Raw genomic sequence first — 22,035 nt, forward strand, 5'->3', positions numbered from 1 at the left:
ACTAATTACTGTCTAGTTGTTGCGATTGTATCTTTGTTAATTCCCTTTTTGACAACGTAATCCTGCGTGCCGTTAGCACCAGTGTTTACTTCTTTTCGAAGAGTCTTGAAGAAAGTTCTTTCTTTCAGTGACTTTTCTAAAGATTTAACAAGATTTTTAAATTCGAATTTGTTCATACCTATTTAATACCTTAGATATGTGATATTTGCAATACTGATATGCGTTAAAGTAATATTAAACTTTGAATGATTCACCACAACCACAACGCTCAGATTCATTGGGGTTATTAAATACAAATGATGATGAAAATTCTTCTTTTTTATAGTCCATTTCAGTGCCTAATAAGTACATAACAGCTGCAGCATCCACAAAAACCTTAACACCTTTGTCTTCAATTATTTCATCTGATGGGTTAATTTCTTTTGCATATTCCATTACATAAGACATACCAGCACAACCACCAGACTTAACTGCAACTCTAACACCAATTGAATTCGACTCAACTCCAGACATAATTTCTTTAATACGACTTGCAGCATTATCACTTAATTTAATTATAGGGTTCATTATAGATTTAACTCCAATTTAGCAGCTTCCGACATCATTGATTTTTCCCAAGGTGGTTCAAAAACTAAATCTAGATCAACTTCTTCAATACCCTCTACTTGCATCGCACTATCTTTAACTTCCTGAGGTAAACTTTCTGCAACAGGACAATTTGGTGTAGTCAAGGTCATTATAATTTTAGCTTTAGTCTCGTTTACCTTAACATCATAAATTAAACCTAATTCATAAATATTGACCGGTATCTCTGGGTCATAAATTTTTCTAATTTCAGCTATTACTTGTTCTCTTAAATCCATAATTTAATCTAATTTTTCAGTATTAATTTCTTCTTGAGTATTGTCAATCGCAGAAACTAAAGTGTGCCATGATAAAGTTGCACATTTTACCCTCATTGGATATTTTTTTACTCCAGATAAGCACATTAATTTAGTTTTTTCATCCTCTTTTAAATTTTCTGAATTTAATTTAGGATTTTCTTTTATCATTCCTAAAAAATCTTCAATAATTTCTTTAGCTTCATGTTCATTCTTACCTTTAATTAAGTCTGTCATAATTGAAGCTGACGCCATTGAGATAGCGCAACCACTACCTTCAAAAGAAATATCTTCTACTATTTTTTGTCCATTAAGTTTTAAATAAACATGCACATTGTCACCACATAAAGGGTTATGTCCTTTAGCGTCTTTATTAAAATCATCAGTCTTACCGAGGTTTCTTGGATTTTTACCATGCTCTAGTATTATTTCTTGATATAATTCTTTTAAGTTCATTTTTGATTAAAAATTTTTTTACAATTATTTATTGCATCATTAAGTTTATCTAAATCTTCTCTCGTATTATAAATTCCAACAGATGCTCGCGAGCTTGCGGGTATATTTAATTTATCATGTAGAATTTGACAGCAATGATGACCCGCTCTTATTGCTACTCCATCTTCATCTAAAATAGTTGCTACATCATGTGGATGAATACCCTCAATAGTAAAAGATAAAACTCCACCTTTATTTTTAGGGTTACCAATTAATTTAACTGAGTTATTTTTTTGTAATAGTTTCTGCCCATATTCAACTAAGCCAGCTTCATGTTTCACCAAATTATCTATACCAATTCTTTCTAAAAATTTAATAGACTGATCAAATGCAATCACTTGAGCTGTAGCCATAGTCCCTGCTTCAAATTTATTGGGTAAATCACCATAAGAAATTCTATCTTTTTTAACTTCATTGATCATTCCACCACCACCTTGATATGGTGGCAATTCTTCTAGCCATTTTTTTTTACCATACAAAATACCTAAACCAGTTGGGCCATACATTTTGTGGCAAGAAATTGCGTAAAAATCACAATCAAGATCTTGCATATCTAATCTTAAATGAGGAGCACCCTGACAACCATCAACTACAACAATTATTCCTTTTGAATGAGCAAGTTCTGTAATTTCTTTTATTGGTAAAATAGCACCAGTAACATTTGATAAATGTGTAATTGAAATTACTTTTGTTCTTTGGGTAATTTTTTTTTCTATCTCTTCTAATGTAACTTCACCATCTTCATTGATTTCAGCGAAATTAATTTTTATATTTTTTGATTTTCTTAGAAAATGCCAAGGTACATAATTAGAATGGTGCTCCAATTCTGTGATGAGCACTTCATCACCTTCTTGTAAATAATTTTGACCCAATGTATTAGCAACTAAATTAAGTGCTTCCGTTGCACCTTTAGTAAAAACAATTTCATTTTTATCCTTAGCATTAATAAACTTTTGAACTGAAGTTCTTGTGTTCTCATATAAATTAGTAGCAGCAACAGCTAGATAATGAACACTTCTCCCTACATTAGAAAATTCTTTAGTATAAAATTCATTAATTCTATCTATTACAACTTTTGGTTTTTGAGAAGAATTTGCACTATCAAGATAAACTAAATCATTATTTTGAATTTTTTCGTCAAAAATAGGGAACTCTTTCTTTATCGTATCTATATTCATTCTTTAACTCCAATCATATTTTTTATCAAATTTTTAATTTCAGAATCTGTTATTTTTTCTATTACATCTAGCAAAAATCCATTGATTAAAAGTTCTCTTGATTGCTGATAATTTAATCCCCTGGACATTAAATAAAATATTGAGTCCTCATTTAAACTCCCTGATGAAGATCCATGTGAACATTTTACATCATCTGCATAAATTTCTAATTCTGGTTTTGCGTTAAATTCAGATGCTTCATTTAATAGAATTGCTTTACTTAGTTGATAACCATCTGTTTTCTGTGCTTCAGAATTAACAAATATTTTACCTTGATATACAGCTTTAGAACTATCATCTAAAACACTTTTTACTAATTGATAACTTTTAGTATTTTCTGTTAAGTGATTTATAGTTGTTCTAATTTCATGATGCCTATCCTTAGACAGTGAAAAAATACCATTTATAAATGCTGACGAATATTTTCCTTTTAAATTACAATTAATTTCATTTTTACAAAAATTTGATCCTGAAGATAAAATAAATGTTTCTGAAACACTATTTTTTTCTTGCTCAATATTATTAAAAGAATATTTAATATTTTTATTTTCAAATTTATCTATTTTATAATTTTTTAAAACCGCGTTTTCTTTTAAATCAAAGCTATAAAAAATATTTAAAAAATTCTTTTCAGAAGTATCGTTAAATAAGTCAATTAGTCTTAGAGAACTATCTTTATCTAGTTCAAAATCTAATCTTAAATTTATATTTTTGGACCAAATTTTAGAGTTAGTTGTGTGATAAATAATAAGTGGTTTTGCTAATTGATAACCTCTTTTTACCAGTATTTTAAAAGATTTGTTGGTAAAGGCATTATTTAAATCAGATAAAGAATTATTATTATTAAATTTATTAATAGTTTCAGATTGATCAATTATTTCTATTTGGTCTTTTTTTTCATAATCAAAATCAATTTTTTCAATTCTGCCATTTATAAAGACTATTTTGTTATGCTCTAGTCCATCAACGAATACAGAAGTATCAACTTTGCTTGTAGACGTGTAATCACTATAAAAACTTAGTGTCCCAATATTTTTTTTTATTATTTGATTAAGATCAGAGAATTTCCAATCTTCTTCTCTTCTGTTTGGAAATCCTTTATTAATAAAATTATCTAAATAAAATTTTTTTATTTCAATATCTTTTTGAGATAAACTTAAATTTTCAATAATATTGTCAAAATCTTTTTGTAATTGCTCTTTCATTTAGTGAAAATTTTCATACCCCTTTTTTTCTAATTCTAAGGCTAAGTCTGCACCTCCAGATTTAACAATTTTTCCATCCATCAAAACATGAACAAAATCAGGTTTGATATAATCTAATAAACGTTGATAATGCGTAATTATTAAAAATGAATTTTTGTTGTCTCTTAAAGTATTCACGCCATCAGCAACAATTTTTAAAGCGTCGATATCTAATCCTGAATCTGTTTCATCTAAAATAGATAATTTTGGAGCTAATAACGACATTTGTAAAATTTCATTTTTCTTTTTTTCTCCACCTGAAAAACCAACATTTAATTGTCGATTTAATTTCTCCTCATCAAATTTAAGTTCTTTCGCTTTTTTCTTCACAAGCTTTAAAAATTCTATAGCGTCTAGCTCTTTTTCACCTCTTGCTTTCCTCACCGCATTTAACGATGTCTTTAAAAATATATTTGTATTAACTCCCGGTATCTCTAACGGATATTGAAAAGCTAAGAATATACCTTTATGTGCTCTTTCTTCTGTTTCAAGTTCAAATAAATCCTTTTCCTCAAAAAGTATTTCTCCTGAGACTTCATAGCCTTTTTTTCCAGATAAAATATTTGATAATGTGCTTTTACCAGATCCATTTGGGCCCATAATAGCATGAACCTCTCCAGGATTTATATTAAGAGAAAATTCTTTTAAAATTTCTTTGTTGTCAATTTTTGCATTTAATTTGTTTATTTTTAACATTATCCAACGCTTCCTTCTAAACTGATACCAACAAGTTTTTGAGCTTCAACTGCAAATTCCATAGGTAACTGTTGCAGAACTTCTTTGCAGAATCCATTTACTATTAACCCAACTGCTTCTTCTTGGCTTAAACCTCTTTGCTGGCAATAATGTAACTGTTCTTCACTTATTTTTGAAGTTGTTGCCTCGTGAGCAATATTAGACTCAGAGTTTTTATTTTTAATATATGGAACCGTATGTGCTCCACATTTGTTACCCATTAATAACGAGTCACATTGGGTATAATTGTTAGAATTTGATGCTTTAGAGGAAATATCGACAAGCCCTCTGTAAGTCATATCTGAAAATCCTGCACTTATTCCTTTCGAAATAATTTTACTCTTTGTATTTTTGCCTAAATGGATCATTTTTGTACCTGTGTCAGCTTTTTGATGATTATTTGTAATTGCTATAGAGTAAAATTCTCCGACAGAATTATCCCCTTTTAAAATACAACTTGGATATTTCCAAGTAATAGCAGAACCCGTTTCTACTTGTGTCCATGAAATTTTAGAATTTTTACCTTTGCACAAACCACGTTTAGTAACAAAATTATATATTCCACCTTTTCCATTTTTATCTCCAGGATACCAATTTTGTACTGTCGAATATTTTATTTCAGCATCATCTAGTGCTATCAACTCTACGTTAGCAGCATGTAATTGATTTTCATCTCTCATTGGAGCTGTACAACCTTCTAGATAACTCACATAACTTCCTTTATCAGCTACAATCAAAGTTCTTTCAAACTGACCTGTATTTGAAGCATTAATTCTAAAGTAAGTTGATAATTCCATTGGACATCTTACGCCCTCAGGTATGTATGCAAATGAACCATCGGTAAAAACAGCAGAATTAAGAGTTGCAAAAAAATGATCAGTTGTAGGAATTACAGATCCTAAATATTTCTTAACTAGTTCAGGATGATTTTGAATAGCCTCCGATATAGGACAGAAGATAATTCCTAACTTGGATAATTCTTCTCTAAAAGTTGTGGCAACTGAGACAGAGTCAAATACTGCATCTACAGCAATACCATTTAATCTTGCTTGTTCTTGAAGTGGGATCCCAAGTTTTTTATATGTCTCTAAAAGTTTTGGATCTAATTCATCTAAACTTTTAGGTTTATCATCCATACTTTTTGGTGCTGAATAATAATATAAATCTTGATAATCAATTTTTGGATACTTAGGTTTTTGCCAATCTGGTTCTTTTAATTGTTTAAATCTTTCAAATGCTTTTAATCTAAAATCAAGCATCCACTTAGGTTCTTTTTTAATATTTGAAATAAATTTAATTACCTCTTCATTTAAACCTTTGGGTGCTCTAGTGCTTTCAATATCGGTTGAAAAACCATATTTATAATCTTTTAACTTTTCTATTTCTTTTTCTCTAGCGTCCATTTTAATTTCTACTTTCTAATGAGTTGCTTATAAGATCTTTCAAGTTTTTTTGTTCAAAAAAATTATTAATATGAATCTCAAGTTCATCCCACAAATTATGAGTAATGCACTTTGTTGTCTTGCTGTTACATCCTTTTTTAGATTCTTTTTTACATTGAACAGTTTTAACTTCTTCATCTACAGCACTAAGTATATTTGCTAATTTAATTTCTTCTGGTTTTTTGTTTAAGATATAACCACCATTAGTTCCTCTAATGCTTTTGACAATATTGTATTTTTTTAATTTAGAAAAAATTTGTTCTAAAAAATCTAAGGAAATTCCTTGTCTTAACGATATATCTCTTAAAGATACTGGATTAGCACTATTGAACTTAGCAAGGTCAGCTAAAGCCATTACCGCATATCTACCTTTTGATGTTAATTTCATATTTACCCTTATTTAAGAAGGCTTTTTATATAAACTTGACTAAATTAGTCAAGTATACAATATAAAAAAAAGATAACATATTGTCGCTTAGTTATGATAAGTGTATTTTTTTTTGAGAATAATAATCAATATCATTTATGGACAATAAAATAGTAGAAGTATTTATACCTGGACCTGCCGGAAGAATGGAAGCCAAGTATTACAAAAGTGAAAAAATTACATCACCAATAGCCTTAGTATTACAACCTCACCCTCAATATGGAGGAACAATGAATAATAAAGTTGTAGTTGATACATTTCATACTTTTATGGAAAACGGGTTTTCTGTATGTAGGGTAAACTTTAGAGGTGTTGGAAAAAGTGATGGTGAATTTGATAATGGTCAAGGCGAACTAGCTGATGCAGCTGCAGCCCTAGACTGGTTAGAACGTGAAAATTTTGACAACTCACAATGTTGGGTTTCAGGATTTTCTTTTGGATCACTAATAGCAATGCAACTACTAATGAGAAGACCAGAAATAAATAGATTTATTGCAATATCACCACAACCAAATGTTTATGATTTTTCATTTTTATCTCCATGCCCTACTTCTGGTTTAATGATTTATGGTAAAAAAGATGAGTTAGTTCCCTTGGAACATATTACAGATTTAGATAAAAGATTAAGTGCTCAAAAAGGTATTAAAGTTGACTTTCAAGCTATAAATGATGCTAATCATTTTTTTACTAAAACAGAAGATGTATTGGTAAAAAGCTTAGATAAATATATCAAAAAAGAATCTGCTTTATTTTAATCTTAAAAGTTTTTAACTAAAACTCCACCTATTGAAGGTTTTAGCACATCCGTAGTGTTAGGGAATGAAATTACTTTTTTAAGTGCAGATCTAATTGCAAGATAAGCAAAAGCTTGGGACTCAATAAAATCTCCATCAATTTTATAATCATCAATTATTTTTAAAGAGATATTTTTTGGCAGTCTTTTTCTTATACTCTCCATTAAAGAAAGATTTTTTCTTCCACCTCCACATACTATTATTAATAATTTTTCATTTTCTTTAATTTTTATTGATTTTAAAATTGATTGATAAATTATTATTGCAGTAAAATCTACTAATGTGGATAAGCCATCCTCATATGATAGACCTTTCACAAAACTTAAATCAAAATCCTTTATATCAAATGAAAGTTTTTTTTGATAATTTATATTATCAAAATTATCAATCGCTTGATTTAGAATAACTTCACTTGTTTTTCCAGTTTTTGAAGTTTTTCCATTTTCATCATATTTCATTTGTGTGTGTCTTCTAACCCACTCGTCTAAGAGACAATTACCTGGACCCACATCAAAACTTGTTAAGTCTTCATTATTTTTTGAGATAACAAGAGTAATATTTGCAATACCTCCTACGTTTAAAACACAAGCAGGTTTCTCTATTTTATTCTGGTTTACAAGTAAGTTATGAAAGATTGGGGCTAATGGAGCTCCTTGTCCGCCGTTAAGAATGTCATTTTCTCTAAAGTTGTAAACTACCTCTTTTTTTAAAAGACTTGATAGTAAATTACCTTCTCCAATTTGTTTTGATATTTTTTCCTGAGCATTGTGAAGAATTGTTTGACCATGAAACCCAACTAAATCTACATCTATCTCTGTGTTCTTTATAATTTCTTTACTAATTTTGGCATGAAATAAGGTAATTTTTCTCTCGAGCTCGTTAATTTGATAAGAATTAGTTGTTAAATCTTTTATTGAATTTATTTTATCTCTTAGATTTAGTAAGTCTGAATAAATTACTGCATCATACTCAAAATATTTGTCAAATATAGGTTCATAGTTACTTTCACCGTCAGATCTAATAATTGATGCATCAACCCCATCCATAGATGTACCACTCATTAACCCTAAAGAAGTATAAAATTTTTCCATTCTTATTTTTTAAGTAAATATTGTATATTCTAGATAGCATATTTATGAATAAATTTTTAAAAGAATTTAAAGATCGAGGTTTCTTTTACCAGTGTACTGGTGAAGAAAATCTGTCTCAACTATTAGATAAAGAAAAAATCAAAGCTTATATTGGTTTTGATTGTACTGCTGAAAGCCTTCATGTTGGTAGCTTGCTTCAAATTATGTGTCTTAGATTATTACAAAAACATGGTCATCAACCAATAGTTTTATTAGGAGGGGGTACTACTAGAATAGGTGACCCATCTGGAAAAGATAAAACTAGAAAAATTTTATCTGAAGATGAGATTAAAAAAAATATAAATAATATTGAAAAAATTCTAAAAAATTTTTTAGATCATAAAGACCCAAAAACAAAACCAATATTTGTTAATAATTATACCTGGCTTAAAAATTTAAATTATATTTCTTTTTTAAGAGATGTTGGAAAACATTTTACAATCAACAAAATGTTGAGTTTTGATAGTGTTAAAATTAGATTAGAAAGAGAACAGTCATTAAGTTATATGGAATTTAACTATATGATTTTGCAAGCTTATGATTTTTTAGAATTAAACAAAAAAGAAAAATGTATGCTTCAAATTGGTGGCTCTGACCAATGGGGTAATATTGTTAATGGGGTCGATCTTATAAAAAGATATTCGAATAATCATGTTTACGGTTTAACAACCCCTCTTATTACATTGGCATCAGGTACAAAGATGGGTAAAACTGAATCTGGAGCTGTTTGGCTAGATAAAAAATTTCTTCCAGCATATGACTACTGGCAATTTTGGAGAAATATTGATGATCGAGATGTCTTAAAGTTTTTGAAAATTTTTACAGATATTAATATTGATGAAATCGAAATTATTAAAAATGATAATATTAATGAGCTAAAAATTTTACTTGCTAATAAAGCTACATCTATGTTGCATGGTGAAGATGAGGCAAGTAAATGCCAAGAAACAGCAAAACAAACATTTTCTGAAAATTCATTGGGTGATAACTTGCCAACCATTCAAATTAACAAGAAAATGTTAGGTAATAATATAAATATTTTAGATTTAGTAATTTTATCAAAATTAGAAAGCTCTAAAAGTGAAATTCGAAGATTAATTAAAGGAAATGGAATTAAGATAAACAGTCAGGCAATTTCTGATGAAAAATTTTTAATTACTGAAAACTTATTTAAGGACAGTTTAATTAAACTTTCACTTGGTAAAAAAAAACATATTAAAGTTGAATTAATTTAGTTCTTTTTAATTTTTTCTAGTGTTCTTGTTATAAATCTAGGTGTTAGAGTTTTAATTGGATTAACTGTTGTAGATAGATTTTTTGGAGGTCCTTTTATTTTAAAACTTACACCAAAAACACCTTCACCCGTTTTTTCACCTATTAGTATTTTCCCTAATAATGGAATTGAGGATATAGATCTATTTATAGTTGTAGCAGGAACCAATGTTCCTCTCAAGCTAACCAATTTCTTTGATTCTATATAACCATCCATTAATATAGAGATTGCAGGTCCGATTGCATACATTTCTTCAATATTAGTAAGACCCTTTTCACTTGAATATATCATTTCAAAATCAGTGAACCTTATTCCCTCACCCGTTAAAAGATCCGCAATTCCCTGAAGTGATGCTAGGCTTAAAAGCTTAGCAAAAATAGGTACTTCTTTAACTTTAAAGTTATCAATAACTAATACAGAATTAGAAACACCGTCTTTTTTTATAGAATTAAAATTTAGATAGCCTTCTTCAAATCCTTTTATGAAATCATATCTTTTAATCAAAGGTTTTGGATAGTTTGAAAAGAATTTTGTAATAGTTTCATTTTGGGTATTAGTTTCAATGGATAAATTCATTTTTTTATTTTTAGAAAAAGTAGACGCTAAATTTAATAAATTTAATTTATTATCTTTATAAGTGAAGTTTCCAGCTAAATTTTTTGTATAATCATTTTTATTTATATAAGTTGTGTCAATTTTAATATCAAATTTAGAATTAAAATTTTCAAAAATTGTAGTATTTTCATCATCATTCATACTATTATTAATGAACTGTGTTGCGTCAAAACTTTTGCCATTTATAGAATAATTAGATTTATTTTTTTTTAGCTCTACATTATTAAGAAGATCATTTTTATTTCTATAATTGAGTTTAACATAATCCAAATCTTTAATTTTAAAATTTTTACTTAATAATAAATCTTTAATTAAAATTTGATTATTTTTTTCTGTCATAGAAATATTTTCAAATATCAATTCTTTATTTTTTTTGTAAATACCTTTTAATAAAATTTCTGAACTATTTTCTTTTTTCTTTTTATAATCTAAAAAATTTATTATTAATGGATTTTTTGTAATATTAAGTTTTGTATCAAAGGTTATTTTTCCATCATTATTAATGATACTATAAGATAATTGCTCAAGCTCATCTCCAATATAAATATCTCCATTTCCCTTGATGTCCAATGTACCTTTTGTTAATATAATTTTAACTTCATGATCCTCAAATTTAATCTGCCCTGTATAATTAGGTAAAAAAGGTTTTAAATTAAGGGGGTTTTTAACTATTTGAAAATTTTTTAAGTTTAAGTTGGTCTCAAGTTTTAAATCATTCAATTTTAATTTTTTGCTAACGTTAAAGGAGAAGGTGTTTATGAAATTAAAGTCAATTTTTTCTATCTTTATATTGTTCGGTAAATCACCAAGTATAGGTTTTAATTTATTTATATCAAAATTTTGTTCCTCATTTGCCACTCTTCCATCAACAAAAAATGTATCTTTCTTTTTTTCAATTTTGATTAAGGGTGATTTTAATTTTATACTATTAAGATTTGTTTCTATTTTTCTTAATGTTAATTGATTGTTACTTATATTAAATGATAGGTTTAAATCATCAATTTCAACCTTGTTAAAAATATTAAATTTTGCTTTTTTAACAGCCCCATTAATTTGATAATTGTTTTTGATTTCTCCATCTAAATCAAATGTAAGATTTATATTTGCAGAAATTAATCCCTCTCTAGCTATGTTATCTAAAACAAAAAGTTGCGGTGATCCTTCAATAGCTCTTGTTAATGAGATTAGATCTTTAATTTGAATTTCCTTTGTGGAAATTTTTAAATCATCAATAGAAAATTGATTATTTATGAATGATTTTAATAAAATATTGCTAGTAACTTCTCTTAAATCTAGACTTTTATCTTCCAGTAATATTTTGGGGTTTTTTGCTGAAATATTAATACTAAAATTCAGTGGGTTTAATAAATAATTAACCTCATTTAATGAAAGGTTAATTTTTTTGTTAATTTTTGATACATTTTTTATAATTTCATTATTAAACTTTTCGGTCTTTATTCCATAAATACTTAGGTAAATAACAATAGCTGTAAGGGTAATTATTAATATTATAAGAATTTTAATTATTCTTTTCATTATTTCACTTTATATAGCGAACTTTCTAAAAAATCATCAATCTCACCATCTAAGATCTTATCTGGATTTGAGCTTTCAAAGTCAGTTCTGTTATCTTTTACCATTCTGTATGGGTGAAGTACATAGGATCTAATTTGATGACCCCAACCAATTTCTGACTTGGTAGACTCAACAGTTTGGCTTTCTTTTTCTTTTTTCTTTAATTCAAAATCATATAGTCTTGCTTTAAGCATATTCATGCAGGTATCTTTATTTTTATGTTGAGATCTTTCGTTTTGACATTGAACAACAATTTTAGAAGGTAGGTGAGTAATTCTTACTGCACTGTCTGTAGTATTTACATGCTGCCCTCCTGCTCCGCTTGATCGATATGTGTCAATACGTAAATCTTTTTCATTTATCTCTATTTCAATATTTTCATCTACAACTGGATAAATCCAAATACTAGCAAAGCTGGTATGACGTCTAGCACCAGAATCAAAAGGTGATATTCTAACTAACCTATGAATTCCTGACTCAGCTTTTAACCATCCATAAACATAATCACCCTCAATTTTAATTGTTGATGATTTTATACCGACTTCCTCTCCCTTATGTTCGCTAATTAATTCTGATTCAAAATTCTTAATATCTGACCACTTAAGATACATTCTTCTTAACATTTCTGCCCAATCCTGACTCTCAGTTCCTCCAGCGCCAGCATGAATTTCTATATAGCAATCCAAACTATCAGTTTCATTTGACAAAAAACATTTAGTTTCATTTTTTTTAGCTAATTTTTTTAAATTTTTTATACTCTCTAAAACTTCATTTATGACAGGCTGATTTTTTTCTTCTAAAGCAAGTTCGTTTAATTCATCAAGATCAATTATTGATTTAGATGAATTTATATATGAATTTATTAATTCTTCATATAATTTTTTTTCTTTAATAACTTTCTGAGAATTTGCTTTATCTTGCCAAAAATTAGTTTCTAATATTTTTTGGTTATTCTTTTCTAATTTTTTATGAATATTATTTGTTTCAAAGGTACTCCTTAACTCTTTGATTAATTTTTTCTATTTCAGATTTATAATTTAAATATTCATTATCCATTAGTAGAACCTTAATATATTATTATTTTTTAATCTATTGTTAATATCTTGATTCAATAGACTTTCTACTTTCACATCTTTATAAGCTTCAATAATCGTTCTGCTTGTTCCAATTTTAGCTTTTTCTCCTGTAATAGGATCTATAACTTTCATTAAAATATTTTTTGCAACTTTAAACGGTCTTGCATCTTCTTTTTTTACACCTTTTTTTACAAAGCTTTTAAAAATTGGTAATGCTGTTTTTGCCCCTGTTTCATGCCTTCCAAGTGATCTTGGATTGTCTGAACCTACATAAACCCCTATTGCTAATTTTGAAGTAAATCCAATAAACCAAGTATCTGTATTTCTATTTGTTGTTCCTGTTTTGCCAGCTAAGTCTAAATTTAAATCTTTTAAATTTTTTCCTGTTCCATTTTGAACAGTTCCTTCCAATATCGAGGTCATTTGATATGCTGTTTCTGGGGAAAATATTTGCTCAAACTTATCTTCTATCTTTGGATAATTGTCACTTAAATGGGATATTTGATCACAATTTACACACTCTCTCATTTCATTGTTAAAAATTGTAACACCTTCACTGTCTTGAATTCTATCAATCATTATTGGTTTAACTAATTTTCCTCCATTAACAAATGAAGAGTATGCAGATGTTAGTTTTAACAAAGTTGTCTCTGCGGAACCTAATGAAATTGATAAAAGCTCGCTGGGATTTTCATAAATACCAAGCTTCTTTGAAAAATTAACAATTTTTTTAACTCCAAGATCTTGTGCAATTCTGACAGTCATCAAGTTTCTAGATTTTTCTAACCCCATTCTAAGTGTTGATGGTCCATAAAATTTTTTTCCATAGTTTTCAGGTTTCCACATTTTTAAATCAGATCCTTGCTCTAAAACTAGTGGTGCATCTAAAATTAAAGTTGATGGTGTATATCCATTCTCTAGAGCTAAAGCATAAATAAAAGGTTTAAAAGCAGAGCCTGGTTGTCTTAGTGCCTGTGTTGCTCTATTAAATTCACTTTTTTTAAAACTAAATCCGCCACTTAAAGCTAACACTCTTCCTGTATAAGGATCCATAACAACAATTCCACCATTAACTACAGGCAACTGTCTTAAGGCAAATATATTTTTATTAATATTTTCAACATAAATAACATCTCCAATTTTTAATATTTCTTTAAAATCTTTTTTGATCCAAGAAATGTTTTCATAATTAATAATTCCTTTTTTTTATATTCAGTTTCAATTTCTATTAAAAATTTATCTATCTTTTTAACTATTGCCAAATCCCAGTGAATTGATCTTTCTAATCTAAATTTATCTACTTCTTTATTCCATTTTTCTAGCTTTTTAATATTAGTCAATGCACCACGCCACCCTTTTCTTTTGTCGTATTCAATAAGACCCTGTCTCAATGAATTAGTCGCAATTTTTTGTAGATCGATATTAATAGGTGTGCTTATATTTAATCCTTGTTTATAAACTTTATCAAATCCTAATTTTTCAACTACATCTTTTCTAATATCCTCTACGTAGTAACTTGTGTCTTCTGTAAAAATTTTTTTTCTTTTTTTTAAAATAATTTTTTTTGACAAAAGCTCTTCTTGGCTTTTTTTGTTTATATAATTGTTTTCAAATAAATTGTTTATAACCAAATCTCTTCTAAATTTTGCGAGTTCAATATTTTTATAAGGATTATATCTGCTTGGAGCCTTTGGCAGGGCTGCTAATAAAGCTGCTTCTTCATAATTCAATTCACTAATTGATTTGTCAAAATATTCTAAGCTGGCTGATGCAACACCATAAGTCCCTTCTCCAAGGTATATTTGGTTTAAGTATAGTTCTAATATTCTTTCTTTTGAAAGAACTCTTTCTATTCTAAAAGCAAGAATTGCCTCTTTAATTTTTCTGTTCAAACTTACTTCGTTTGTTAATAAAAAGTTTTTTGCTACTTGTTGAGTTATAGTTGATGCACCCTCTAATCTTCTTGATGCAATTACATTAGAAATATTGTTAATTATTGCCCTTAATACTCCTTTTGCATCTACACCTGGATGTGAATAAAAGTTTTTATCTTCTGCAGATAAGAAAGAATTAATTACTTTCTCTGATATTGATTTGTAGGGCACAAATATTCGTTTTTCTTTTGAAAAATCGTTTACTAGTTCACCATCACCAGAATACACTTTACTAGAAACTGATGGTTTGTAATTTTTAAGGAATTTATAATCTGGCAAATTGTTAGAAAAAGCCCATAAAACAGTTAATATAGAAAATGCTGACAATAGACTAATACTTAAAATCAATACTAATATATTTTTAATTATTCTGTGCATTTTAGTTTAATATATATAAGAATTTGGTAAAGTTAAGGCATCAGAATTCAACAAAATTTAAAATTATTTAAATATAAAATGAAACAATTAATCAAAAATATATGGAAAAAAATTTATACATTGATGCTTCGCATCCAAATGAAACAAGGGTTGTACTTAAATCAGGTGAAAGTATTGAAGACTACGAGTACGAAGGCTTAAAAAACAATTTAATCAAAAATAATATATATCTTGGTAAGGTAAGCAGAGTAGAGCCATCTTTGCAAGCTGCATTTATTGATTTTGGAAGAGACAGACATGGCTTTCTATCTTTTAACGACATTCAATCAGACTACTATCAAATACCTCAGAGTGATTTAACAAAAATAAAAGAAGAAGAAGAGAGAGCTAGAGAAGAGTTATTAAAAGAAAGTGAACTAGAAGAACAAAAAAATATTAATGAGGGCAATCTTGATATTAATGACCCAGTTGATGTAAAACCTGAATCTGAATTAGAGAGTGATAACCAGATAACAGGAGAGAGTGATACTCCAGTTGAAACTGTTACTCAATTTGATGAAAATAAAGAACAGCCTTCTCATTCTATTCGCAGTAAAAAACCTGAAGTAAGATTTAGATCTAAAAGATATAAGATTCAAGAGGTTATAAAACCTAACCAAGTTATTTTAATACAAGTATTGAAAGATGAAAGGGGGCAAAAAGGTGCCGCACTAAGTACTTTCATTTCTATAGCGGGTAAATATATTGTCTTAATGCCAAATACTCCAAAAGGTGGTGGCATATCTCGTAAAATTTTTAACCCAGGAGAAAGAAAAAAAATTAGAACTATCCTAAACGATATAGTTATTCCAAAAGAAATGGGACTTATCGTAAGAACTGCAGGGTCAAATAAAACAAAAAATGATATAGATCATGATCTTCAAACTTTGATTAAAACTTGGAATGAAATTAAAGATAATGCATTAAATTCTATAGCTCCATCATTGATCCATCAAGAAAGTGATATTATAAAAAGAACTTTGAGAGATATGTATGATGAAGACACAAATAGCATCATCATTGAAGGTAATGAAGGTTACAAAAAAGCACAAAGCTTTATGAAGTTAATGATGCCTTCTCATGTGAAAAAAATAAAAAAATATAGAGAAAAAGTTCCTTTATTTTTCAAAGAGAATATTGAAGAAAAATTAAATCAAATTTATGACTCAGAAATAAAACTAAAATCAGGTGGCTACCTAGTTATAAATCCAACTGAAGCGCTAGTTTCAATTGATATAAACTCAGGTAGCTCTATTAAACAAAAAAATGTTGAGAGTACTGCTTTAGACACTAATCTTGAGGCAGCAGAAGAGATATCTCGACAAATAAAAATAAGAGACTTGTCTGGTCTAATTATTATTGATTTTATTGATATGTTAAGTTTTGGAAATAGAAGATTAGTTGAGAGAAAACTTAAAGAGCAATGCAGAACTGATAGAGCTAGAATTCAAATTGGAAGAATAAGCACATTTGGGCTACTAGAGATGTCTAGACAAAGATTAAGGGAAAGTGCTGTAAAATGGAAAGTTACTCTTACCGATGAGTCTTTTGCTATGAAAATTCTTAAATTAGTTGAGGTTAAAGCTGTTTTAACAAAAGCAAAATTTGTAGAACTTAAGATTTGTGAAAAGATATCAGACTTTATGAAAGAAAATTTCATTGAAGATTTAAAGTATTTTGAGGGAAAAAACTTAATCAAGATAGATATAATTGCAGATAATACCCTTATTATTCCTGAATATATAATTGACCTTCAAAACAAAACTAAAAAAACTATAGAAACAGTTCAGCATATAGAAAAATTAAAAAATCTAGAAGAGCAAAAAAAAGAGGTTAAATCTTTTGAAAGTCCAATTAAAAAGAAGTCTTATAAAAAAAAAACTTTTTTTAAAAAGAAATTTTTCAAAAAACCAGCAGCCTAAATAATTCCAGTTTTTGGAGAAGATGCACTTCCGTATATAGATTTTTCTATACGACCAGCTAAATAAGATTGTCTTCCTGCAATTACTCCATTTTTAAATGCTAAAGCCATTTGAAATGGTTTTTTAGCTTTAGCAATTGCAGTATTAGCTAATACTCCATCACAGCCCAACTCCATAGCAATAGCTGCATCAGATGCCTGTCCTAACCCAGCATCGATTATCAAAGGAAGCTTTGTTTGACTTCTTATAATTTTTATATTTGTTGTATTTTGAATTCCAAGTCCGGAGCCTATAGGTGCTGCTAGAGGCATAATTGCACAAGCTCCTACATTCTCAAATCTTTTAGCCATCAATGGATCATCATTACAATAAACCATTACTCTAAATCCTTCTTTGGTTAAAACTTCTGTAGATTTTAATGTTTCGATCATATCTGGAAATAGATTTTTTTTATCTCCTAGCACCTCAAGCTTTACCAGCTTCCATCCACCAATTTCTCTTGCTAAACGCAAAGTTCTGAGAGCTTCCTCAGAATTAAAACAACCAGCAGTATTTGGTAAATAAGTAATTTTTTTTGGATCAATATAATCCATTAATAAAGGTTTTTTTTTATCAGAAATATTTACCCTTCTCACTGCAACAGTAACTATTTCTGCACCTGATAATTTTATAGCTTTTGCACATTCAGCCATACTTTTATATTTACCAGTTCCAACTATTAATCTGGAATTAAATTTTTTTTTATCAACTATTAATTTATCGTAAACCAATTTTACCCACCTCCAATAAAATGAACAATTTCTATTTTGTCTTTTTTTTTTAGTTTTATTATCTTTAAATTATTTTTATCTATTATTTCTTGGTTTAATTCAATTGCTACTTTTTTAAGAGGAATTTTAAGTTTTTTTAAAAAAGTTGAGAGGCTTAAATTTTCATTTATTGTTGAAAATTTACCATTTATCTTAATTTTTATTTTTTTTATTTTTTTCATAATGTATAAGAATCTGATGAATAATAATATTATAATTATTAATGGTCCTAATCTTAATCTATTAGGTAAAAGAGAACAATCACAATATGGGTCAATAACTTTTGATAAACTAAAAGAAAACTGTTTAAATAAATCTAAAGATTTAAATATAAATTTAGAGTTTTCTCAGTCAAACATAGAAGGTGAAATAGTTACAATCATACAAGAGGCTAAAAGTAAGTTTGATGGCATAATTATTAATGCTGCAGGATTTACACATACATCTGTAGCTATCAGGGATGCTTTAGATATTTATAAAAGACCAATTATTGAACTTCACATATCAAATATATATAAAAGAGAGGAATTTAGACACAAATCTTTAATCAGCGATATTGCTACTGGTGGAATTTTTGGTTTAGGTGATGATGGTTATATTTTAGCCATAATTGCAATGCAAAACATATTACAGAAATGAAAATAGATAAAAACATTATCAAAGAATTAACTGATTACTTAAATGAGTTCAATTTAACTGAGATTGAATACACAGATAAGGATACCAAAATCAAAGTATCAAAATCAAACCTAACTAGTTCCAATCAAACCGTAAGTGTTGCTGCCTCAACACCAGCCACTAGTGCAATTAAGTCTGCCGTTATATCTGGAACTGAAGTTAAGTCTCCTATTATTGGTACTGCTTATCTTGCAGCAGAACCTGGAGCTAAAAAATTTGCAGAAGTTGGTAAAAAAATTAAAAAAGGTGAAACAGTTATGATAGTTGAAGCTATGAAGACTATGAATCATGTTCCATCAACAGCAGATGGAATTATAAAAGAAATCTGTGTAGAAGATGGCCAACCTGTTGAATACGGCCAAACTATTATCATCGTAGAGTAATGTTTAAAAAAATTCTAATTGCAAACCGAGGGGAAATTGCAGTCAGAGTTATAAGGGCATGCAAAGAATGGGGTATAGCAACTGTTGCTGTTCATTCTGATGTTGATAGAGATAGTATGCATGTAAGACTAGCCGATGAAAGTGTTTGCATTGGATCACACCAACCTGCAAATAGTTATTTAAATATCCCAGCATTAATGTCTGCTATAGAGCTTACTAAAGCAGAAGCGGTTCATCCTGGATATGGTTTTTTATCTGAAAATGCAAATTTTGCTAAAGTACTAGAGGAAAATAATATTAAATTCATTGGGGCTTCTTCAAAACTCATAGAAATGATGGGAGATAAAATTCAAGCAAAGAAAATTGCTAAAGAACATGGTCTACCTGTTATTGAAGGGTCTGAGGGAGGAATAACAGACATAAAAACAGCCAAAGAACTTTGTAAAAAAATAGGCTTTCCAGTTCTGATTAAAGCATCTGCTGGTGGTGGTGGTAAGGGAATGAAAATTGTTCGTAAAGAAGAAGAATTTGAAACATTATTTTCAACAGCAAAGTCCGAAGCACAAAAATATTTTGGTAATGATGAAATTTATATTGAGAAATTTTTCCAAAACCCCAGACATATTGAAGTTCAGGTATTATCTGGAAAAAATAGAACTGTTCACCTTCATGAAAGAGATTGCTCAGTTCAAAGAAGACATCAAAAATTAATAGAGGAAACCCCTAGCCCAGTCTTAACAGATCAGATCAGAAAAGATCTTTTTGAAAGAACTATAAATATGGTCAGTAAAATTGGTTATGAGGGTGCTGGAACTGTTGAATTTATTTATGAGGATGGAAAATTTTATTTTTTAGAAATGAATACTCGGGTCCAAGTTGAGCATCCAGTTACAGAAATGGTTACTGGAATTGATATAATTAAAGAACAAATTTGGATAGCCTTTACTGGTGAAACAGCTTTAGAACAAAGTGACATTAACCCTAGGGGACATGCAATAGAATGTAGAATTAATGCAGAGGATGCTAGCAAAAACTTCCAACCTTCTCCTGGGACTATAGGTATGTGTCATCAACCATCTGGTTTTAGAACAAGGGTAGATGGTGCAATTTTTCAAGGTTATAAAGTGACACCTTATTATGATAGTATGGTGTGCAAGGTGATTACTCATGGAAGAAATAGAACTGAAGCTATACAAAGAATGAATAGATCTTTGGATGAGTTTGTTATTGAAGGAATAACAACAACAATACCTCTTCATAAAATTCTTCTAAACCATAAAAAATTTATTGAGTCAGACTTTAATGTTGGCTGGCTAGATAATGAAAAAGTAATCTAATAACATCTTTTTAACCAAACATCATATACCGGATGATCAAAAGGGTTTACTGCAGGACTGGATGAAAAGGTCCATCCATTAAAAATAAAAACTTCATTTTTATCTTTGCTTGTCATATCTTTAACCTGAATATAAGCAGTTATTTCTGGATTGTCGTCAAATTCTGAGTTTTTACATTTGAGACTTTTTATTAATAAACCTTTAAATTTAATTTCCTTACCTATCTCTAATTTCAAAAGGTCAGTCTTTGAACTTACTTTATCTAAAACTTTAATTTCAACAAATCTTCCCTCATTAGCTATTAAGGGTAGTGGCTGACTTATAAAAAAAAAATAAATTAAAAAAATTAAAAAATTAACTTTTCCAAATTGTATATTTTTTTTTAATTGGATCATTATTTTTATTTGGATGATAAGCATTTTCAGTGCCTGTTTGATTAGATTGATGTGGTTTTTGCCAATCATACTTATTCAATTCATGATTGTTTTCAATTCTATTATTAGTGAAGTGCATCCAAGAATACCATTCAGTATGTATTTTTGAAGCATCAATTTCATCATTATAAATTACCCATCTTTTTCCAGATTTGCTTTCATAATATTTGTTCCCACTAGAATCTTTTCCCACAAGTTTTCCGTAAAAAATAGTTTTTAATTTTGTGCCCAATGTTTCTTGGTTCCACCAAATGAAAATTTTTTTAAAAAGTGTCAACATATTATTTAATTAATTCTTCAATCCTTAATTGTATTATTTAAATTAGACTAAAGTAAGGATTTGTATATAAATTAATTATCTTACGATTCAAAATAAAAAATTAATTAAAGGAAAAATGGCAAAATATTTAGTAGAAACTTATTATACTTGTAGCTTTAAGGTTAATCATTATCTAGATGATATTAATGAAACAGAGTTAGCAAACCTTGAAAAACGCGATGATGGAAAATTTGAAGTTTTAGATGTTAAGCTTGATACAAGAAAAACAAAAAGCTTAGATCCAAATAATAAAGTAATTGAGCCTAAAAAGTTAGATATTATATCTGAGCAAAGCCAACCAAAAATTGTTTCAAAAGAAAATAATACTGCTTTTGTTAAACAAATTAATGAAGGTGTGGGTAAAAGATTTGGCATGCCTGATAGAAGAAAGGGTTATATCCAAAAAGCCACAATTGGTGATCATAAAGTTTATCTTCACACCGGAGAATATGAAGATGGTAAAATTGGAGAAATTTTCATAGACACAAGTAAAGAAGGTGAATTGGTAAAAGCTTTGATGAATAATTTTGCAATAGCTATATCACTTGGGCTTCAATATGGGGTTCCTTTAGATGAATTTATTAGCGCTTATGTTGATACTAAATTTGAGCCTTCTGGAAAAGTTCATGGTAATGACAGAATAATGAGTGCCTCTTCAATACTCGATTATATATTTAGAGAACTCGCTATTTCATACCAAAATAGAGAAGACCTAGCACACACCCCATCTATTGGTGGATCAGATAGATCTTCACCTGAAGAAGAAAATACTGAGGATCAAAATCAATTACTTAAAATTATAAAAGATGTAACTAGCAAAGGCTTTGTTAGAAATAATTATAAAAAAAATCTTGTTGATTTATCTGACGTTAAGATAAGCTTAAAAGGTAAAAAGTAA

23 protein-coding genes and 1 pseudogene are annotated in these 22,035 nt (G+C 28.5%); 7 read left to right on the forward strand and 17 right to left on the reverse strand.

What is annotated here, in order from left to right:
* Positions 1-5: 5 nt before the first annotated feature.
* Genes E5R92_RS02360 through E5R92_RS02400 form a run of 9 tightly spaced genes read right to left on the reverse strand, consistent with a single transcriptional unit; the run spans position 6 to position 6,402 of the window.
* Positions 6-176: a hypothetical protein gene (locus E5R92_RS02360; protein WP_006997167.1), complete on the reverse strand. Its 171-nt coding sequence runs from the start codon at positions 174-176 to the stop codon at positions 6-8.
* 58 nt (positions 177-234) lie between these two features.
* Positions 235-567: a HesB/IscA family protein gene (locus tag E5R92_RS02365; RefSeq protein ID WP_020169243.1), complete on the reverse strand. Its 333-nt coding sequence runs from the start codon at positions 565-567 to the stop codon at positions 235-237.
* Positions 567-863, reverse strand: coding sequence for an iron-sulfur cluster assembly protein (locus E5R92_RS02370; protein WP_168606511.1), 297 nt, complete (start codon positions 861-863; stop codon positions 567-569). Before E5R92_RS02370 ends, E5R92_RS02365 begins: the two co-directional genes overlap by 1 nt.
* 3 nt (positions 864-866) lie before the next feature.
* Positions 867-1,337: a Fe-S cluster assembly sulfur transfer protein SufU gene (gene sufU, locus E5R92_RS02375; RefSeq protein WP_168606512.1), complete on the reverse strand. Its 471-nt coding sequence runs from the start codon at positions 1,335-1,337 to the stop codon at positions 867-869.
* Positions 1,334-2,554 carry an aminotransferase class V-fold PLP-dependent enzyme gene (locus E5R92_RS02380; protein ID WP_168606513.1) on the reverse strand — a complete coding sequence of 407 codons (1,221 nt, stop codon included), beginning with the start codon at positions 2,552-2,554 and terminating at the stop codon, positions 1,334-1,336. The genes sufU and E5R92_RS02380 overlap by 4 nt, the downstream gene beginning before the upstream one ends.
* Positions 2,551-3,798 (reverse strand): Fe-S cluster assembly protein SufD, encoded by a 1,248-nt coding sequence (gene sufD, locus E5R92_RS02385; RefSeq protein ID WP_168606514.1) that lies wholly within the window; start codon positions 3,796-3,798, stop codon positions 2,551-2,553. The genes E5R92_RS02380 and sufD overlap by 4 nt, the downstream gene beginning before the upstream one ends.
* Entirely contained in the window at positions 3,799-4,533 is a 735-nt protein-coding gene (gene sufC / locus E5R92_RS02390; RefSeq protein ID WP_168606515.1) for a Fe-S cluster assembly ATPase SufC, read from the reverse strand. It lies immediately after the preceding gene.
* Positions 4,533-5,975 (reverse strand): Fe-S cluster assembly protein SufB, encoded by a 1,443-nt coding sequence (gene sufB, locus E5R92_RS02395; protein WP_168606516.1) that lies wholly within the window; start codon positions 5,973-5,975, stop codon positions 4,533-4,535. Before sufB ends, sufC begins: the two co-directional genes overlap by 1 nt.
* A gap of 1 nt (position 5,976) precedes the next feature.
* Positions 5,977-6,402, reverse strand: coding sequence for an RrF2 family transcriptional regulator (locus E5R92_RS02400; RefSeq protein WP_168606517.1), 426 nt, complete (start codon positions 6,400-6,402; stop codon positions 5,977-5,979).
* A gap of 149 nt (positions 6,403-6,551) precedes the next feature.
* Here E5R92_RS02400 and E5R92_RS02405 point away from each other — a divergent pair, with 149 nt between their 5' ends.
* Positions 6,552-7,196 carry an alpha/beta hydrolase gene (locus E5R92_RS02405; protein WP_420887574.1) on the forward strand — a complete coding sequence of 215 codons (645 nt, stop codon included), beginning with the start codon at positions 6,552-6,554 and terminating at the stop codon, positions 7,194-7,196.
* A gap of 2 nt (positions 7,197-7,198) precedes the next feature.
* Here the strand turns inward: E5R92_RS02405 and E5R92_RS02410 are convergent, their stop codons facing one another.
* Positions 7,199-8,326, reverse strand: coding sequence for an anhydro-N-acetylmuramic acid kinase (locus E5R92_RS02410; protein WP_168606519.1), 1,128 nt, complete (start codon positions 8,324-8,326; stop codon positions 7,199-7,201).
* A 44-nt stretch (positions 8,327-8,370) separates the two neighbouring features.
* Here E5R92_RS02410 and tyrS point away from each other — a divergent pair, with 44 nt between their 5' ends.
* The gene (gene tyrS / locus E5R92_RS02415; protein ID WP_168606520.1) at positions 8,371-9,600 is read left to right on the forward strand and encodes a tyrosine--tRNA ligase; all 1,230 of its coding nucleotides are present in this window, start codon (positions 8,371-8,373) and stop codon (positions 9,598-9,600) included.
* Here tyrS and E5R92_RS02420 read toward each other — a convergent pair.
* The 3 genes and pseudogenes from E5R92_RS02420 to E5R92_RS07595 form a co-directional block, all read right to left on the reverse strand.
* A complete protein-coding gene (locus E5R92_RS02420; RefSeq protein WP_168606521.1) occupies positions 9,597-11,789 on the reverse strand; it encodes an RNA polymerase beta'' subunit family protein in 2,193 nt (730 codons plus the stop codon). The genes tyrS and E5R92_RS02420 overlap by 4 nt on opposite strands.
* Complete coding sequence (gene prfB / locus E5R92_RS02425) at positions 11,789-12,838, reverse strand: peptide chain release factor 2 (RefSeq protein WP_179963847.1); 1,050 nt, start codon at positions 12,836-12,838, stop codon at positions 11,789-11,791. The genes E5R92_RS02420 and prfB overlap by 1 nt, the downstream gene beginning before the upstream one ends.
* A gap of 45 nt (positions 12,839-12,883) precedes the next feature.
* Positions 12,884-15,216, reverse strand: a pseudogene (locus E5R92_RS07595) (penicillin-binding protein 1A).
* Positions 15,217-15,317: 101 nt separating this feature from the next.
* Here E5R92_RS07595 and E5R92_RS02435 point away from each other — a divergent pair.
* The gene (locus tag E5R92_RS02435; RefSeq protein ID WP_168606522.1) at positions 15,318-17,177 is read left to right on the forward strand and encodes an Rne/Rng family ribonuclease; all 1,860 of its coding nucleotides are present in this window, start codon (positions 15,318-15,320) and stop codon (positions 17,175-17,177) included.
* On the opposite strand, the gene E5R92_RS02440 is transcribed toward E5R92_RS02435, so the two are convergent.
* Both E5R92_RS02440 and thiS read right to left on the reverse strand, forming a co-directional pair.
* On the reverse strand, positions 17,174-17,947 hold the full coding sequence (locus E5R92_RS02440) for a thiazole synthase (RefSeq protein ID WP_168606523.1): 774 nt from the start codon (positions 17,945-17,947) through the stop codon (positions 17,174-17,176). The two genes, E5R92_RS02435 and E5R92_RS02440, sit on opposite strands and share 4 nt — an antisense overlap.
* 2 nt (positions 17,948-17,949) lie before the next feature.
* Positions 17,950-18,168, reverse strand: a complete 219-nt coding sequence (thiS, locus tag E5R92_RS02445) for a sulfur carrier protein ThiS (protein WP_168606524.1) — start codon at positions 18,166-18,168, stop codon at positions 17,950-17,952.
* Between the two features lie 16 nt (positions 18,169-18,184).
* Here thiS and aroQ point away from each other — a divergent pair, with 16 nt between their 5' ends.
* From aroQ to accC, 3 genes are read left to right on the forward strand one after another with little or no spacing between them, the layout of a single operon-like run.
* Positions 18,185-18,625, forward strand: coding sequence for a type II 3-dehydroquinate dehydratase (gene aroQ / locus E5R92_RS02450; protein ID WP_168606525.1), 441 nt, complete (start codon positions 18,185-18,187; stop codon positions 18,623-18,625).
* A complete protein-coding gene (locus tag E5R92_RS02455) occupies positions 18,622-19,047 on the forward strand; it encodes an acetyl-CoA carboxylase biotin carboxyl carrier protein (protein ID WP_168606526.1) in 426 nt (141 codons plus the stop codon). Before aroQ ends, E5R92_RS02455 begins: the two co-directional genes overlap by 4 nt.
* Positions 19,047-20,384 (forward strand): acetyl-CoA carboxylase biotin carboxylase subunit, encoded by a 1,338-nt coding sequence (gene accC, locus E5R92_RS02460; protein WP_168606527.1) that lies wholly within the window; start codon positions 19,047-19,049, stop codon positions 20,382-20,384. The genes E5R92_RS02455 and accC overlap by 1 nt, the downstream gene beginning before the upstream one ends.
* Here the strand turns inward: accC and E5R92_RS02465 are convergent.
* Together E5R92_RS02465 and E5R92_RS02470 are read right to left on the reverse strand one after the other, a co-directional pair.
* A complete protein-coding gene (locus tag E5R92_RS02465) occupies positions 20,381-20,779 on the reverse strand; it encodes a DUF2155 domain-containing protein (protein ID WP_168606528.1) in 399 nt (132 codons plus the stop codon). The two genes, accC and E5R92_RS02465, sit on opposite strands and share 4 nt — an antisense overlap.
* Entirely contained in the window at positions 20,739-21,098 is a 360-nt protein-coding gene (locus E5R92_RS02470) for an NADH-ubiquinone oxidoreductase subunit NDUFA12 family protein (protein WP_168606529.1), read from the reverse strand. The genes E5R92_RS02465 and E5R92_RS02470 overlap by 41 nt, the downstream gene beginning before the upstream one ends.
* A gap of 115 nt (positions 21,099-21,213) precedes the next feature.
* Between E5R92_RS02470 and E5R92_RS02475 the strand changes: the two genes are divergently transcribed.
* Entirely contained in the window at positions 21,214-22,035 is an 822-nt protein-coding gene (locus E5R92_RS02475; protein WP_168606530.1) for a TSCPD domain-containing protein, read from the forward strand.

This window comes from Candidatus Pelagibacter giovannonii (assembly GCF_012276695.1).
Taxonomy (GTDB): Bacteria; Pseudomonadota; Alphaproteobacteria; order Pelagibacterales; family Pelagibacteraceae; genus Pelagibacter; species Pelagibacter giovannonii.

What these genes read in the sequence shown, in the direction of transcription:
- E5R92_RS02360 (WP_006997167.1), bottom strand. Translation starts at nt 176, where the DNA reads ATGAACAAATTCGAATTTAAAAATCTTGTTAAATCTTTAGAAAAGTCA.
- thiS (WP_168606524.1), bottom strand. Translation starts at nt 18,168, where the DNA reads ATGAAAAAAATAAAAAAAATAAAAATTAAGATAAATGGTAAATTTTCA.
- sufB (WP_168606516.1), bottom strand. Translation starts at nt 5,975, where the DNA reads ATGGACGCTAGAGAAAAAGAAATAGAAAAGTTAAAAGATTATAAATAT.
- E5R92_RS02455 (WP_168606526.1), top strand. Translation starts at nt 18,622, where the DNA reads ATGAAAATAGATAAAAACATTATCAAAGAATTAACTGATTACTTAAAT.
- E5R92_RS02370 (WP_168606511.1), bottom strand. Translation starts at nt 863, where the DNA reads ATGGATTTAAGAGAACAAGTAATAGCTGAAATTAGAAAAATTTATGAC.
- E5R92_RS02400 (WP_168606517.1), bottom strand. Translation starts at nt 6,402, where the DNA reads ATGAAATTAACATCAAAAGGTAGATATGCGGTAATGGCTTTAGCTGAC.
- E5R92_RS02380 (WP_168606513.1), bottom strand. Translation starts at nt 2,554, where the DNA reads ATGAATATAGATACGATAAAGAAAGAGTTCCCTATTTTTGACGAAAAA.
- E5R92_RS02435 (WP_168606522.1), top strand. Translation starts at nt 15,318, where the DNA reads ATGGAAAAAAATTTATACATTGATGCTTCGCATCCAAATGAAACAAGG.
- E5R92_RS02410 (WP_168606519.1), bottom strand. Translation starts at nt 8,326, where the DNA reads ATGGAAAAATTTTATACTTCTTTAGGGTTAATGAGTGGTACATCTATG.
- E5R92_RS02365 (WP_020169243.1), bottom strand. Translation starts at nt 567, where the DNA reads ATGAACCCTATAATTAAATTAAGTGATAATGCTGCAAGTCGTATTAAA.
- tyrS (WP_168606520.1), top strand. Translation starts at nt 8,371, where the DNA reads ATGAATAAATTTTTAAAAGAATTTAAAGATCGAGGTTTCTTTTACCAG.
- aroQ (WP_168606525.1), top strand. Translation starts at nt 18,185, where the DNA reads ATGAATAATAATATTATAATTATTAATGGTCCTAATCTTAATCTATTA.
- E5R92_RS02420 (WP_168606521.1), bottom strand. Translation starts at nt 11,789, where the DNA reads ATGAAAAGAATAATTAAAATTCTTATAATATTAATAATTACCCTTACA.
- E5R92_RS02465 (WP_168606528.1), bottom strand. Translation starts at nt 20,779, where the DNA reads ATGATCCAATTAAAAAAAAATATACAATTTGGAAAAGTTAATTTTTTA.
- accC (WP_168606527.1), top strand. Translation starts at nt 19,047, where the DNA reads ATGTTTAAAAAAATTCTAATTGCAAACCGAGGGGAAATTGCAGTCAGA.
- sufC (WP_168606515.1), bottom strand. Translation starts at nt 4,533, where the DNA reads ATGTTAAAAATAAACAAATTAAATGCAAAAATTGACAACAAAGAAATT.
- sufU (WP_168606512.1), bottom strand. Translation starts at nt 1,337, where the DNA reads ATGAACTTAAAAGAATTATATCAAGAAATAATACTAGAGCATGGTAAA.
- sufD (WP_168606514.1), bottom strand. Translation starts at nt 3,798, where the DNA reads ATGAAAGAGCAATTACAAAAAGATTTTGACAATATTATTGAAAATTTA.
- E5R92_RS02470 (WP_168606529.1), bottom strand. Translation starts at nt 21,098, where the DNA reads ATGTTGACACTTTTTAAAAAAATTTTCATTTGGTGGAACCAAGAAACA.
- E5R92_RS02475 (WP_168606530.1), top strand. Translation starts at nt 21,214, where the DNA reads ATGGCAAAATATTTAGTAGAAACTTATTATACTTGTAGCTTTAAGGTT.